Below are 13,896 nucleotides of genomic sequence, written 5' to 3'. Positions count from 1 at the left end.
CTGCCGCAACGTTTAACCGTTTAATTGTCTACCAATTAAACAGTATACAAAAGCTCGAGTCAAAACAACAGTCACTTCAAGGACAGACCCTTTAACCGGTTTCAGCGAATTCCTTTTAATGAACGTTCACGCACGCTGGAATGCCTTCTCTTCATGACTTCCGTATATTTCCTTGGTCTGCGTAATCGTTAAATAGGCAGTGGAGTCCGTTGCCAACACAAAACGCTTTAATTTCGTGACATCCGGTGACATCAAATGCACCGTGATTACGTGTTGCTTCGCCTTCGAAGAACTAGTATTAACGACATGAACCGTTGCCGGTGCCTTTAATTCCTGTAGAATAAAGGACTGGATATGTTCAAATTGATGACTGATGATGACAACTTCACTATGCTGCTTTAATTTTTGTAGCAAAGTATCGATCAGGACCCCATTGAGAAATACACCAAATACAGCATACATTCCCTTCTCAATTCCAAATAGCATACTGGACACAAGCGCAATGCTTAAATCAAATAAAAGTACAGCTACTCCAATTCGTACACCACTCCATTTATTCAATATCATCGCTAAAATATCTGTTCCGCCGGTCGAAGCATTATGACTAAAAATCAATGCCATCCCGTATGCATTAATCGAAAAACCAAATACTAGCTGGATGAATAAATCATTTCCTACCGGTTGACGGATTGGTGCATACAAATCGAGCATATACACAAACAAAGATAATACCAGACTTGCATAGACTGTTTTAAAACCGAAAGTAAACCCTAAGAAAGCAAAACCGATACAAAAAATAAAAACGTTCAATCCTATCATGAGCACACCTAACGACAAGTTCGGCAGAAATTCGTGGATGATAACGGAAAGCCCTGAAATCCCGCCGGCCGCGACCGAATTTGGTACTAGGATAAAGTGAATATTAAAGGCCACCATCAAAAGCCCGGCATGTAATTGCAGTACATGTTTTTTTTGCATTTTTTTGCTCTCCTTTGTAGTAGAACTAAATTGTAGTACAATTTAGTTCTACTACATAAAACCTGTTTTGTCTATTGCTTTTTTCAGTTATAAAAACCATTCGATTTTTCAGAAAGAATCGACCGGGAAAAATGCTAAAATAAAATAAGAGACAATTCAATGGACGGAGGAACGTTTTCATGAAAACTGTAAAACCCATCGAAACGATTATTATTGAAAAAATTAAACGAGCTATCCTCAATCGGGAATTTGCTCCCGGTATGCAACTTACTGAATCCGTCATCGCCGAGAAACTTGAGACAAGCAGGACGCCCGTCCGGAACGCTTTTAAGAAACTCGAACTTGATGGATACGTCGTCCTGAAACCGAATCGCGGAGCTTATGTGATTCAACCGACCGTAAATGACATCATTCAGGCGTTTGAACTCCGGATTGAATTAGAAGGTGTCGCCGTAAAATTTGGTCTCGCGAATGTCGAACAGAAGGATCTTGACTATTTAAAGCAACTCATCGAAAAAGAACTGGACGCCTACACTCATGAAGATTTAACCGAATATACGAGCATCAACAAAAAATTTCATATGCTACTCGCCGAAAAAAGTCAGAACCGGTATGTCATTGAATTTTTAAGTCGGATCATTGATCAAATCGACGTCTATTTAATGATGTACAATGTCATTGATTATAAAAGTAAAAGAAATAACAAGAGCCTTAAGGAGCATCTCGAGATCATCACAGCGATTGAATCCCGTCAGGTTGATCTTGTTACCGATGCCCTGCAACGCCATTTACACCAGACATTAGACTCTATTAAGTCAATAACGGAACCTTACCAGTCGCTTGAAGATATGTTCTAAAAAAAAACGCAACGCATCCATTTCCCGACGACTCGGAAGTGAACGCGTTGCGTGTGACAGATTACATATTATATTGATGCTGCAGTTAAGAATAGTTCATTTATTCGTTTACGCTTTTGTCCAGTTTGGCACCATTTCAACATTTGCAGCGACCATAGTCGTGTAGACTGGGCAACGTGAATCCACAATGTGTTGCAATTCTTGTACACGTTCTTCGGATTCACTTGTTAAGACTTTTGCATTGACTGTGATGCGTTCGAAATAGGGACGAACTGATGCATCCCCCATCATACCGCGTGGATCCAGCGTGCCTTCCACTTCAAATTCAATTCCTTGCAGATCGAAGTTGATTTCTTTTGCGACGAAGTTAGCAATCGCATTTTCGCAACCTGTCAAAGCAACAAGCAGTGTTGCAAGTGGATTTGCACCTTCATCTGTTCCGCCCATTTTCGCCGGCTCATCGATGATGACTTTATGACCGTGTGAAACGCCTTCTGTATACATACCTTTTGATACTGCTGTAATTTTTTCAACCATTTGTAATCTCTCCTCATACACTTTTTTGTTGGTTTCTTTACCACACGCATACCGTACCACGCAGTCTTTTCTCTCTCCAAGACGAATGCTTACGCGTGTAAGCCAGCTTACACTTTCGGCGATTACCTGTTCATGTTTGCTGCTGATTCGAAACTATCTGTTTAGAAAATCTATGAAAACCAGTTATAGTGAAAAGACAATCCTCATCTTGATGAAGAGATGACCAAAAGGAGTAATAACATGGATAAACTTAAGCTTTTGTCGCAAATCAGCTTGTTTGAAGAACTTCCGACGAACGAATTGCAACTTATTAATGACGCAAGTGAAATGGTCCAGTTGAAACGGGGCGACGTTATCCTCTCGCCGCATCAACGGCAAGACGCACTATTTTTTCTAAAAGAAGGACAAGTTCGTTTGTATCGGATGAATAAACAAGGCAAGCAATTCACAGTTGATGTTTTAGTTGGTGGCAACACGTTCGGAGAAACGGCAACACTATCGTTGACGGACGACGACATGTATGCAGAAGCCATGACAGATACGTGCCTTTGTATCATGCCAACTGATCAGTTCGAAACATTCATCGAAAGTAATCCAAAAATTGCGATGAAATTGATTCAAGTCTTGTCAAATCGACTAAAGGATGTCTACTCCTTCAGTGAGCACCTTGCGCTAAATGATGTGAAATACCGAATCGTTTATTTGTTGCTGAAGCTGAGTGAAAAATCGGGCACGCGACACAAACAGTGGCAATCAATCGATTTGAAACTTACCCACACTGACATCGCACAAATGATCGGTTCCACAAGAGAGACAACGAGCCTCATTCTGAATCAGTTAAAAAAAGAGGAAGTGCTCAAAAAAGAGCTCTACTTCGCGATTGATGCCAATCGTGCAAGTGAGCTTCTCAATCAATTTTAATTTTTTAAGTACGGCCTACTAATTACGCCAACTAAAAACGGTCATTGCCCGAATCTTTTTTCGAGAAATGACCGTTTTTTAGGTTTAAGCACAAGTTCAAACAATCTGATGGCCATCTGCCCGGAACAGTTCAACCGTTCGCTCGAGCGTGACATCTTTTACGAGAATATAGTCCGTATCATATGTGGATAAAGCAAAGATACTGATTTCATGTGCTGCAAGTGGACGAATCAGCTTGGATAAAATACCCGTCAATGCAAAATCAAGTGGACCTTCGACCTTGATTGCCCGAAATCCGGACTCGATTTTTAAGTATGTCTCGTCTGTCGGAATACTGGATGTCTCGCAGACGACCGATAGCTCATCACGTGTTTTCATGATGTTCCAAAATGATCCACTCTGAAAGATCCATTCTGGTAGTGTGGCTTCAACCGCATAGCGAACGACCGATAATTCTTCTGGTAAGACTGTTAAGTTCAATTGTTTATCCCCCTCTTATCTTAAATGTCATAAGAATACCCCCGAATCTTAGCCTTGTACAGGTCTAGATTTCGGAGGTGTTTTTTACGCTTTCGTCCAATTCGCGACAAGTGTGACGTCCGCTGCGACGAGTGTCGTCGAAATCGGACAACGGGCATCGACGATTTTTTGCAATCCCTGGACCCGTTCTTCCGTTTCCGATGTCGTGACCTTCGCATGGACCGTGACCCGCTTGAATTGTGTCCGGACAGACGGGTCACCCATCATGCCGCGCGGGTCAATCGAACCTTCGACTTCAAAGTCGATTCCTTGTAAATCAAACTCAATCTCTTTTGCGACGAAATTCGCGACCGCATTTTCACAACCGACGAGGGCGACGAGTAGCGTCGCAAGAGGATTCGCGCCTTGATCTCCACCACCCATGCTTTCGGGTTCATCAATCCGGATCGTATGAATCCCTGCCTGACCTTCCGTGTGCATCCCTTTTGAGACTGCTGTCACTTTTTCGATCACAATCAACCGCTCCTTTTAATCGTTTAGTTTTTCAATATGAAAGTAGATTATTCAACGACGTTGCCTTCAGCCGGGATCGGGTGAGCTTGCAGCAGCTTCGCGAAATGCATCAAGTTGTAGGCCATGACTTTCGCATGCCCTTGCGTGAACGCGTTGTTTTTTCCATTTGCTTCAATGAAGGACGGACCCGGTCCCGCTTCGCCAACCCAGTACGTATCGACGTTCGGCGGAATCGTAAAGCCGATATGTGATAATCCGTAAAGAATCGACGCCGATGCATGCTTCGCCCCGTCCTCGTTCCCCGTGACGATGACTCCCCCGACTTTGTTGTAATACATGTATTGCCCTTTCTCATTTGTTAACCCGCTGCCGCCATACAACCGTTCAATGACTTGCGTCGCGATGCTGCTCTTCTCACCGAGCCAAAGTGGTGTCCCGATGACGACGATGTCAGCAGCCTTTACCTTTTCAAAAATTACCGGCCACTCGTCCCCGTCTCCCTCGTCAGTCGTCACGCCATAGGCGACGTTATAATCGACGACGCGAACGATTTCCGACTCGATGTCAAAGTCTTGATAATAAGCAATCACTTCGTTGATTAAGGCTTCCGTATTCGATAATTCATCTGACGATTTTAATGAACAATTTAAAAATAAAGCTTTTGTCATAAGTCTCAACTCCCTTATTGTCTAGCATTCACGTACTTTTTTATAATTCCTTTGTTTTTGATTTGTCAAACCTGACCGTCCTGCATTTTAAACCGTCACAACTTCTCCATTCAAAAAAATTGAACTTTTATTTTAAAACATCGAAAAAATAATTTTCAGACCGATAGTATATATATCACCAACTAGAAATCCACCAGGAGGTCCATCTATGACTGAAGCAAGAACCCATTCCATTCGTACACGTTTGTTACTGATCATCAGCTCCATCCTCATCATTTTTTTCCTCTTTAGTAGTGCCGCCCTTTATTACAACACGAACCAAACAGCGGTTTCGACGCTTAAAAAAACAGCGGAACAAGACGCTCTTCGCATCGCAAAAACATTCGACACGGCTGCCTACGCTGAATTTTTGAGCAATCCGACCGCTTCCGAGAATTATGAAACGCTTCGTGAATCGCTCGATACGTTACGTCAGCAAAACGGTTTACTGTATGCCTATACGGCAACGATCGACCAAAATAAAGTCAATTTGTTGATTGACGGTCTACCGAAAGCAGAAGCCGCAGCCATTAATGACCCGGCGACAGGTGCCGTCGCGCAGGACATGAAACACGTTTTGAACGGTGAGACCCATACGACGGACGTGATTGATGATCCGGAATACGGACAATACGTCAGCGTCTATGTACCGCTGAAAGATGCCTCGAACACAATCATCGGCATATTAGGTGTCGATATCGCTGCAAAAGACGTCGATGCGCTGTCGACAACTTTACTCAAACAAAACCTACCGCTCTTCATCGGTTTATTACTGATTTTACTTGCACTCACCTTAGCTGCCTTGTACTATATGCTCGGACGGAAGCTGAAACCGCTCGAGACGCTCCAAGCCGTCTCGGAAAACATCGCGGCCGGGCAACTTCGGCAGGCGGATACACAACTGACCCAGCTCGAAATCAAATCGCATGATGAGATTTATTCGCTCGCCCACTCGATTAAACAGATGAACGACATGTTACGGACGATGATCACCGACATCTCGCAGACGTCACTTCTCGTCCATGAGACGAGTCAATCGATCGACGACAGTACAACGGAAGTCCTCGACGGTTCAACACAAATCGCACAGACGATGACCGAAATCGCGACCGGGACCGAAAGTCAGACCCACGTCACGTTATCATTGACGGATGAAATGGATGCATTCTCGCGATTAATCGGGGCGACTTCGACGGAAGGTGAACAGGTCCAGATGACGGTAGCTGAGATGCGTGACATGACAGACGCCGGACGTTCCCAAATGGAACGGTCGGTCAGTCGGATGGAAACGATCAATCAACAAGTTCACGCTTCAACAGACCAAATCCAGCACCTGAAACGACAATCGACGGAAGTCCAAGCGCTCGTCACAATCATTCGCGACATCGCCGCGCAGACGAATCTGCTTGCACTGAACGCCGCGATTGAGGCAGCACGTGCCGGAGAACAAGGAAAAGGCTTTGCTGTCGTCGCGTCCGAAGTCAAAAAACTGTCGAACCATGTCGCAAGCAGTGTTAACGAAATCGCGGCAATCGTCCAAAGCGTCCAGGAAAACACGCAGCAGATGGAAAGCAGTTTTGCCTTGACGCTGCAGGAAACGGTGTCCGGACAAACGGATATTAAAGAGACGGATGCTTCGTTCCGCCACCTCGCTGAACATGTCACAAGTGTCGCCTCGTCGATGGCACAAATGACCGATCAGATGACACAAGTCACCCGGTCGGAACAAACCATCCGCAGTGCCTTGCACGAAATCGCGACGGTCGCAGAGGGACATACGGCAAGCAATGAGGAAGTCGCAGCCGCTTCTGAACAAATGATTGCGACGATTACGGGCCTGCATACGCTTGTCGCGACCCTCAACACAACTTCTCGTCATTTGGAAGATCAAACGAACAAATTCTCGTTATAATGAAAACCGCGCAGTGCCCAAATGGGATACACTTGAAAAAGTGAACTGTTTGGGTTTTTCTATTGTTAGACGCCACTCGCCGGTACTGCGCAATCATGATTGGATTAACGTAAAATCAAATCGACACCTAGAAAGTGAGGCATCTTATGGTCATCAAACTATCACCGCTCAAACCCGTCTATTATGAAGGAGGTGAACGCGCCGTTCTCCTCTTACACTCGTTTACAAGTAGTCCGAACGACATGAAACCGCTCGGACGTTATTTGCAGCAAAATCAGTATTCGTGTTACACCCCGGTACTTAGTGGTCATAGTCTGCCGGCAGAAGACCTTCTGACCTATGGACCAGCCGACTGGTGGCAGGATGCACTCGACGCTTATCAACTGTTGCAGGACAAAGGATTTGAAAAAATCGCCGTCGTCGGTATTTCACTTGGCGGTGTCCTTGCGTTAAAACTGGGACAGGAATTGCAGGTCAACGGTGTTGTAACACTGTCTGTGCCGATGTACAAGAAAGCCGGTTCCTTGCAAAAACGGCTGCTATATTATGCCCGACGCTATAAACAGATTGAAGGGAAAGAGGAGCAGCAAATCGAGTCAGAAATGGAAGCGCTCCGGCATCTCCCCGTTGATTCATTAGTCGATTTTGAACAGCTCGTCAACCAAACACGGGACAACTTGGTGCAAATCGATTCGCCGATTCGCATCCTGTACGGAGAATTAGACACGCCCCTGTACAAAGAAAGTGCCGAGGAGATTTTTAACCGCGTGGCGTCAGATCAAAAATCAATTAAGGGGTTTGCCCAATCAAAACACTTGATGACGTTAGGTCAGGACAGAAACGACATCAATGAAGAGATTCTTACCTTCTTAAACGAGCTGACGTGGTAGAAGACAGGCACGGAAAAGCAAGTTCAAATTGTTTTAAGGCACCCTGTACGCTACAGGATGCCTCTTTTTATATCGTCAGCATGCAGAGAATCAAAACAATTGACGACGAAATCGGTAGATGTTATATTTATCTTGAATTAAAGATATTTGAACTAAAGACAAATTGAGGTGAACGACATGGAACAGTCGAATCCGAACTTAAAAGCGTTGACCGTCATGGTTCGGGCCGTCGATGTGCTTCATGAAGTGATCAAACAGGATGTTGCGAAGTCCGGACTAAATCCGACCGATTTTTCTGTCCTCGAGTTGCTGTACCATAAAGGAAGGCAACCGATTCAACTGATCGGTAAAAAAGTCTTGATTACGAGCAGCAGCATCACCTATGTCATCAATAAGCTTGAAAAAAAGAATTACGTCGTCCGGCAGGCGTGTCCGACTGATCGGCGCGTGACATTTGCCGAACTGACCACAGAAGGCCGAGAATTAATGGACACGATTTTTCCGGAACATGAGAAAACAATCAATCAGGTGTTCGAAGGAATTGACCCGTCTGACATCAAAGCGTTGATTAACACTGCTAAAAAAGTCGGCTACCAGGCACAAAACCATTAATTTTTTTAATAGATATCTCGAATTCGAGATAATAATCAAAGGAGCGATTTTCATGAATGAATTAAAAGGAATCCACCACGTCACGGCAATTACAAGCAGTGCCGAGAAAAACTATGCGTTCTTCACAAATGTCTTAGGGATGCGTCTCGTCAAGAAGACCGTCAACCAGGATGACATCCAGACCTATCATCTATTTTTTGCCGACGACAAAGGGTCAGCCGGGACGGATATGACATTCTTTGATTTCCCCGGCATTCCAAAAGGAACACACGGTACAAATGAAATCTTTAAAACTGCTTTTCGCGTCCCGACGGATGCAGCGCTTGACTACTGGATTAAACGGTTTGATAAATATGACGTCAAGCATCGCGGCATCAAGGAACAGTTCGGGAAACAGACGCTCTCGTTCGTCGATTTTGATGACCAGCAGTATATGCTGATTTCAGACGAGTTGAACGAAGGCATCGCCTCCGGAACCCCGTGGCAGAACGGTCCCGTTCCATTAGAATTCGCGATTACCGGTTTAGGTCCGATTCACATCCGGATCGCGGAATTCGACCGGTTAAAAGACGTCTTGGAAAAAGCGATGCTGATGCGGGAAATCGATCAAGCCGGTTCCCTGCATCTGTTTGAGATGGGTCAAGGCGGAAACGGCGCCCAGGTCATCGTCGAACATAACCTGTTACTGCCGAGTGGACGTCAAGGGTTCGGCACCGTCCACCACGTCGCGTTCCGCGTCGAAGACACGGCTGCCTTAACTGAATGGATCGAGCGGATGCAACAGTTACAATTCAACACATCCGGCTACGTCGACCGGTTCTTCTTCGAATCCCTGTATGCACGGGTCGCCCGCGGTGTCTTGTTCGAATGGGCGACAGACGGTCCCGGCTTCCTAGGCGATGAGCCGTACGAAACGGTCGGAGAAAAGTTATCCTTGCCACCATTCCTCGAATCCCAACGGCAACAGATTGAACAAATGGTCCGTCCGATTGATACCGTCCGAAGCACACGGACGATCGAAAAGGAATATCTCTAAAATCGAGCACGATCTTAATTAGCTTAAATCGTTTGAGGAACCCATTCGACTGGAGGAGGAAACGAACATGACAAAATTAAACATCGGCGGCATCTTAGGTGAATTGATGATTGTCGACGTCCGGGTCCACCCCGCTTTATCGTTGTTCACGGATTTTGGAAATGGAGCTGTGTTAAAGGCAGCATCCGTGAGCACCGCATCGTGATAAAACTCCTATGCAAGCGCACTATAAAGCGACTCCGGCACGATACCGAAATCACCTGATTGCTACTCTTTTATAGACGTAAGGCGTAGTTCCGAAGCGGGAGCTACGCCTTTTAGTTCGCAACTTCCGTCATAACGTCGTTGCGACTTCCTGCAGGTCATCCGCCGTCTCGGCAATTGATTCTGCGACGGTCCGCATTCCTTCGATTGTGCCGGCGACATCCTGGGTATCGCTCGACAAGTCGACGAGTTGTTTTGAGACATGGATCGTCTGATTCGAAATCATCGTGAAGGCCGAGACGACACGCGCCATTTCATTCGTCGTCTGCGTGACTGACTGTTCCGTTCCCGCCATCTGACCCGAGACCGTCATCATTTTTGACGTGATTTCCTGCGCGATATCGGACGCTTCCGCGGCTGACCGTTTGCTTTCTTCCGCTAACTTGCGGATTTCCTGGGCAACGACGGTAAAACCGCGCCCCATCTCGCCGGCGCGTGCCGCTTCGATGGAAGCATTCAGACTCAATAAATTCGTCTGATCGGAAATTGCCGTTACCATCGCGGCGATCCGCTCGATTTCTTGCGACAAGAAGGCGAGCTGGGCGACCTGTTCCGTCGTCGCCTTCATGTCCGTGACGACGGCTTCGAAGCGTTGTGTCTCTGCTTCGACCAACTTGACACCATCTTCCGCCTCTTTGACGGCTTCTGCCAACTGACTTGAGATTTTCTCCGTCGTCATCGAAACGTTGTTCGCATGCCGCTCCATCTCCTGGAAACTCGCTGACGATTCTTCACTCATCGCCGCCAGTTCCTCGGTTGATTTTTGGACGGCGGCACCGACACGTTGTTTCGTCTCCAGCACACCTTGACGTTCCTCGTCGACAGTCGCTTCATACATCGTCAAAACGATTTGTTGTTCGAGATTGAATAACTTCCCGACAGAACGCAACATTTTCATCTTTTCGAGCTCCGGCCAAGTACTTCGTTCGACGTGTCCGCTAAAGACGTTTAATACATTCTGAAAAGCGGCGATGTACCACTTATTATGTAGGCCGATCTGAACATGACGCATGGCAATCCGTTGCCGTACCGCAATATAATCTGTCGTCACTTTACCTTCGAACATTTGTAAAATGTGCGTCGCGAGCGTCCCTTTTAACCGCTCAAGTGTCGAGTGCCGTTCAATCAGTTGCTTGAGTTCCGGCACACGGACGAGTTCTGCATAAAAGGCATCGACCATCTGTGGCATCCAGTCTTTAACGTCATCACGGATGACCCGGACGTTTTGTAAATCCTCGACCGTTAAATCAATCAATCGGAGTTGTTTCACTAAATCTGTCCCGAGTTCGAGCTCGACTTCGCTTGCGACCGACGCACGTGCTTTCTCAAAGTCGTTTCCTTGTCGGTTCGCTGACCACCATTTCATCATCCATTCCCCCAGTCATTCGTTCCCTCCCTAATATCGGTTCATTTTCCAGATATTAAACGCTTTCAACACACTTTTTTCTTTTCTAGAACAAAATCATATGGATGATCGGCTTATCGTAGTCGTTGATTAATTATTTCCTTATCTTACGGTTTTGTTAGTTAACGAACCCGTGACGAACTGCTACACTAGATTTAAGTTTTTCACCACTTTAAGGGAGACTCCGCTATGCGAAAGACCACTCACGCACTTCAACCCGATTTGACGGACTATCAAAAAATTATCCGCTTGATTCAAGGACTCCATCATATTCACCCAGAGCCGATGAGAGCAGCACATTATCAAAAGCTCGCTGCCTATCTTCCCTACCCGCCACTCGAAGAACTCGAACAGCGTTTTGACTCCTGGACGAATTTATTGCAGGAAGCGGGTGTCATCACGGAAGGACAACTGACACCGGCAGAACTGTCGACATTGAACCGACCAAAACCAGGAACAGGACCAAAAAAGCGCTGGACGGTGGAACAAAGCATCGCTCATTACGTCGAAACATACGGAACGCGCGTGACGATTAAACGCTATTCCGACTTACGCGAGACCGAGCGTCGCATGGTCAGCAGCAATACGATCATCCGCCATTACGGGACGTGGAAAAATGCGTTGGAACAGTTTGCTTTGTCCTCAAACGGCTGTTTTACGAACGAAGACTGTCTCAATGGATTACGGCAAGCCGCGGACGAATTAGGTGATCGTTTGACGAGTCAGACGTATGCACGGTGGGCGCGCGAACACCATGCGCCTTCATTAACATTATTGATTGAACGGTTTTCGAGTTGGCGGGAAGCCGTCCGGTATTATGAAGCTCATGATTTCGAAGCGTGACGACCGTAAAAAAAGGACCATCCCGCTCGAGGATCGTCCTTCTTCGACTTATCATGTGTTTACGTTGACAGCTAACCAGTGGTCAAGCCGTTCTAATTGTGACGTGAACCCTTCTTTCATTCCCATCTCAAGAACTTGACGGACGGCTTCCGCTGACCCGAAGTCAGACCGGAAGATGACCCGCGTCTTTCCATCAAGCGCTTCGAATGTCGTCTCATTTTCGCTTCCTGGCAAGGTTTCAGAAATCGTTCCTGCCTCGTCGGAAAAATAATCGGCATGGGCATAACGGACCGGGGCGTCGATACTCCGGAAGATTGCTTTCCCCCATGACTCCATCCCGTAAAAGTCTCCTTGTGCCGGATCCAGACACCGCATGCAGTAATGCCAAATGCCGTTCGGGACGAACTCGAACTGTTTGATTTCCGTCTCCCAGCCGGCTGGTCCCCACCATGCCTCGAGGTGATCTTTTTCTGTGAAAGCAGAAAAGACTAGGTCACGCGGTGCATCAAACGTCCACTCCATGATTAAGGTTGATCCGTCAAGCGTCGTTTTCAACTTTTCAGTCATCATCCGTCACTCCTTCAGTTGGTTTTTCCTGCAGCTCTAAAAGATACGATTCAAGGCGTAACATCCGTTCCTCGACTTGTTGTTCGAATGATTGGCTCCACGCCGTCAGCTTAAAAAAAGTTTCCGGACGCAAATGATAGATCCGCCGATTACCGAGCGGTTTTACCTGAACGATCTCAGCATCATGTAGCGTCCGCAAGTGCTTCGAGACTTGCGGTTGATTTAAACTCAATCGCTCCGCAATCTCTCCGACCGTCAACGGTCCCCGTTTCAACAAGTCGACGATCGCAAGACGGTTTGCGTCTGCTAAGGCGACGATGATCTGTAACATCGGTTCTGTCATGGCTGTCACCTCTTCTATATCTTCTATATACCCAAAAAGGAATATTCCAAAAGAGGAATATATAAATTTGAGCGAATTGATTGTCGCCACGAGCGGTTCTGCTGTATCGTCAATCACAGTGAACGACGAAGAAAGCGTGGGATTTCAATGAAAACGGAATGGTTGGAAGCATTTCAGATGACGGCTGAAACAAAAAGTTTGACGAAAGCGAGTGAGCTGTTACATCTGACACAACCGGCACTCAGTAAACAGATTAAGAATTTAGAACACGATCTCGGTACAAACGTCTTTCACCGCTCGGCGACGGGGGTCGCTTTGACGCCAGCCGGCGAAATCGTTTATGCTCAAGCCTTACAGATTTTGTCGCAACTGAGCGACATGCAACGGCAAATCGACCAATTGCAGGGTCAGGTTACGTTCACACTCGGGTCATGGCCGAGTGTCGCGATGTCCTACTTGCCGCAACACTTGGCGCTCCATCCGTCGGCAAACGGTCCGGAACTCAAAATCAAGACGGCCCATACGTATGTCGAATTGATGGCAGGACTCGAGCAACACCATTACGACGGTGTCCTGCTCGACGACCGGAAAATCGACCATCCGTATCCGTCGACGCATCTTTATACGGAACAGTTTTTACTCTATTTCCACCGTGAAGATGAACGGTTTACAGGGTGCGACGACGTCCGGTTCGACCAGATTGAGGCTGCTTCGTTTCTGTCGTTACCGACCGACTGCGACTCGACGAACATCTTAAAAGCGGCGTTCCAGGAGCGCGGTGCCACTTATACGGCTGCTTCCGAAATGGAGTTCGGGTCAAGCGTGCTCGGTTTCATCCGTGCTAAGCTCGGGATTGCCATCTTACCGGAGATTTTCCAGGACGGGCTTCCCCCGGAAATCCGGACATTGCCGATTACAGGGTTCGATGTCAAACGTGAATTATCGCTTCTGACGCGTGACGCGACGCATCACAAGACATTGCTCGGTTTGATTGGTCATGACTAAAACGGATGATCCCCTATACGAAAACA

The 13,896-nt window shown here is 46.7% G+C and carries 16 protein-coding genes and 1 pseudogene; 9 read left to right on the top strand and 8 right to left on the bottom strand.

Translation table 11 applies throughout. The features are described from left to right. Window positions 1–126: 126 nt before the first annotated feature. Entirely contained in the window at window positions 127–978 is an 852-nt protein-coding gene (locus KNQ02_RS09270; protein ID WP_214766007.1) for a YitT family protein, read from the bottom strand. Between the two features lie 179 nt (window positions 979–1,157). Here KNQ02_RS09270 and KNQ02_RS09265 point away from each other — a divergent pair, with 179 nt between their 5' ends. Further along, window positions 1,158–1,835, top strand: coding sequence for a GntR family transcriptional regulator (locus tag KNQ02_RS09265; RefSeq protein ID WP_214766005.1), 678 nt, complete (start codon window positions 1,158–1,160; stop codon window positions 1,833–1,835). Window positions 1,836–1,943: 108 nt separating this feature from the next. On the opposite strand, the gene KNQ02_RS09260 is transcribed toward KNQ02_RS09265, so the two are convergent. Beyond that, a complete protein-coding gene (locus KNQ02_RS09260; protein WP_088837075.1) occupies window positions 1,944–2,372 on the bottom strand; it encodes an OsmC family protein in 429 nt (142 codons plus the stop codon). A 240-nt stretch (window positions 2,373–2,612) separates the two neighbouring features. Here KNQ02_RS09260 and KNQ02_RS09255 point away from each other — a divergent pair, with 240 nt between their 5' ends. Then, complete coding sequence (locus KNQ02_RS09255) at window positions 2,613–3,293, top strand: Crp/Fnr family transcriptional regulator (protein WP_214766004.1); 681 nt, start codon at window positions 2,613–2,615, stop codon at window positions 3,291–3,293. Window positions 3,294–3,389: 96 nt separating this feature from the next. On the opposite strand, the gene KNQ02_RS09250 is transcribed toward KNQ02_RS09255, so the two are convergent. The 3 genes from KNQ02_RS09250 to KNQ02_RS09240 form a co-directional block, all read right to left on the bottom strand. Continuing rightward, the gene (locus tag KNQ02_RS09250; protein ID WP_157898478.1) at window positions 3,390–3,773 is read right to left on the bottom strand and encodes an ACT domain-containing protein; all 384 of its coding nucleotides are present in this window, start codon (window positions 3,771–3,773) and stop codon (window positions 3,390–3,392) included. An 84-nt stretch (window positions 3,774–3,857) separates the two neighbouring features. Further along, the gene (locus KNQ02_RS09245) at window positions 3,858–4,253 is read right to left on the bottom strand and encodes an OsmC family protein (protein WP_214808329.1); all 396 of its coding nucleotides are present in this window, start codon (window positions 4,251–4,253) and stop codon (window positions 3,858–3,860) included. Between the two features lie 80 nt (window positions 4,254–4,333). Next, entirely contained in the window at window positions 4,334–4,954 is a 621-nt protein-coding gene (locus KNQ02_RS09240; RefSeq protein WP_088837073.1) for a flavodoxin family protein, read from the bottom strand. A gap of 208 nt (window positions 4,955–5,162) precedes the next feature. Between KNQ02_RS09240 and KNQ02_RS09235 the strand changes: the two genes are divergently transcribed. The 5 genes and pseudogenes from KNQ02_RS09235 to KNQ02_RS09215 all read left to right on the top strand — a co-directional run. Continuing rightward, on the top strand, window positions 5,163–6,905 hold the full coding sequence (locus tag KNQ02_RS09235) for a methyl-accepting chemotaxis protein (RefSeq protein WP_214808165.1): 1,743 nt from the start codon (window positions 5,163–5,165) through the stop codon (window positions 6,903–6,905). A 146-nt stretch (window positions 6,906–7,051) separates the two neighbouring features. Next, complete coding sequence (locus KNQ02_RS09230; RefSeq protein ID WP_239456888.1) at window positions 7,052–7,795, top strand: alpha/beta hydrolase; 744 nt, start codon at window positions 7,052–7,054, stop codon at window positions 7,793–7,795. Window positions 7,796–7,972: 177 nt separating this feature from the next. Continuing rightward, window positions 7,973–8,407 (top strand): MarR family winged helix-turn-helix transcriptional regulator, encoded by a 435-nt coding sequence (locus KNQ02_RS09225; RefSeq protein WP_214808162.1) that lies wholly within the window; start codon window positions 7,973–7,975, stop codon window positions 8,405–8,407. Between the two features lie 52 nt (window positions 8,408–8,459). Beyond that, the gene (locus KNQ02_RS09220; protein ID WP_214808159.1) at window positions 8,460–9,443 is read left to right on the top strand and encodes a ring-cleaving dioxygenase; all 984 of its coding nucleotides are present in this window, start codon (window positions 8,460–8,462) and stop codon (window positions 9,441–9,443) included. Window positions 9,444–9,522: 79 nt separating this feature from the next. Beyond that, window positions 9,523–9,648, top strand: a pseudogene (locus KNQ02_RS09215) (NADPH-dependent oxidoreductase); the annotation flags it as partial. A gap of 129 nt (window positions 9,649–9,777) precedes the next feature. Here KNQ02_RS09215 and KNQ02_RS09210 read toward each other — a convergent pair. Next, window positions 9,778–11,073 carry a globin-coupled sensor protein gene (locus KNQ02_RS09210; RefSeq protein WP_214808156.1) on the bottom strand — a complete coding sequence of 432 codons (1,296 nt, stop codon included), beginning with the start codon at window positions 11,071–11,073 and terminating at the stop codon, window positions 9,778–9,780. A 228-nt stretch (window positions 11,074–11,301) separates the two neighbouring features. Here KNQ02_RS09210 and KNQ02_RS09205 point away from each other — a divergent pair, with 228 nt between their 5' ends. After that, window positions 11,302–11,955 (top strand): homing endonuclease associated repeat-containing protein, encoded by a 654-nt coding sequence (locus KNQ02_RS09205; RefSeq protein WP_088837067.1) that lies wholly within the window; start codon window positions 11,302–11,304, stop codon window positions 11,953–11,955. A 51-nt stretch (window positions 11,956–12,006) separates the two neighbouring features. Here KNQ02_RS09205 and KNQ02_RS09200 read toward each other — a convergent pair whose 3' ends face one another. Both KNQ02_RS09200 and KNQ02_RS09195 read right to left on the bottom strand, forming a co-directional pair. After that, entirely contained in the window at window positions 12,007–12,522 is a 516-nt protein-coding gene (locus KNQ02_RS09200; protein WP_251131962.1) for an SRPBCC family protein, read from the bottom strand. Continuing rightward, window positions 12,515–12,865, bottom strand: a complete 351-nt coding sequence (locus KNQ02_RS09195; RefSeq protein ID WP_088837065.1) for an ArsR/SmtB family transcription factor — start codon at window positions 12,863–12,865, stop codon at window positions 12,515–12,517. The genes KNQ02_RS09200 and KNQ02_RS09195 overlap by 8 nt, the downstream gene beginning before the upstream one ends. A 147-nt stretch (window positions 12,866–13,012) precedes the next feature. On the opposite strand from KNQ02_RS09195, the gene KNQ02_RS09190 reads away from it, so the two are divergent. Continuing rightward, window positions 13,013–13,870 carry a LysR family transcriptional regulator gene (locus tag KNQ02_RS09190; RefSeq protein WP_088837064.1) on the top strand — a complete coding sequence of 286 codons (858 nt, stop codon included), beginning with the start codon at window positions 13,013–13,015 and terminating at the stop codon, window positions 13,868–13,870. Window positions 13,871–13,896: the final 26 nt, after the last annotated feature.

It is taken from the genome of Exiguobacterium sp. s102, assembly GCF_018618635.1.
Classification (GTDB): Bacteria; Bacillota; Bacilli; order Exiguobacteriales; family Exiguobacteriaceae; genus Exiguobacterium_A; species Exiguobacterium_A oxidotolerans.
This window is presented reverse-complemented; position numbering and strand designations above follow the sequence as displayed.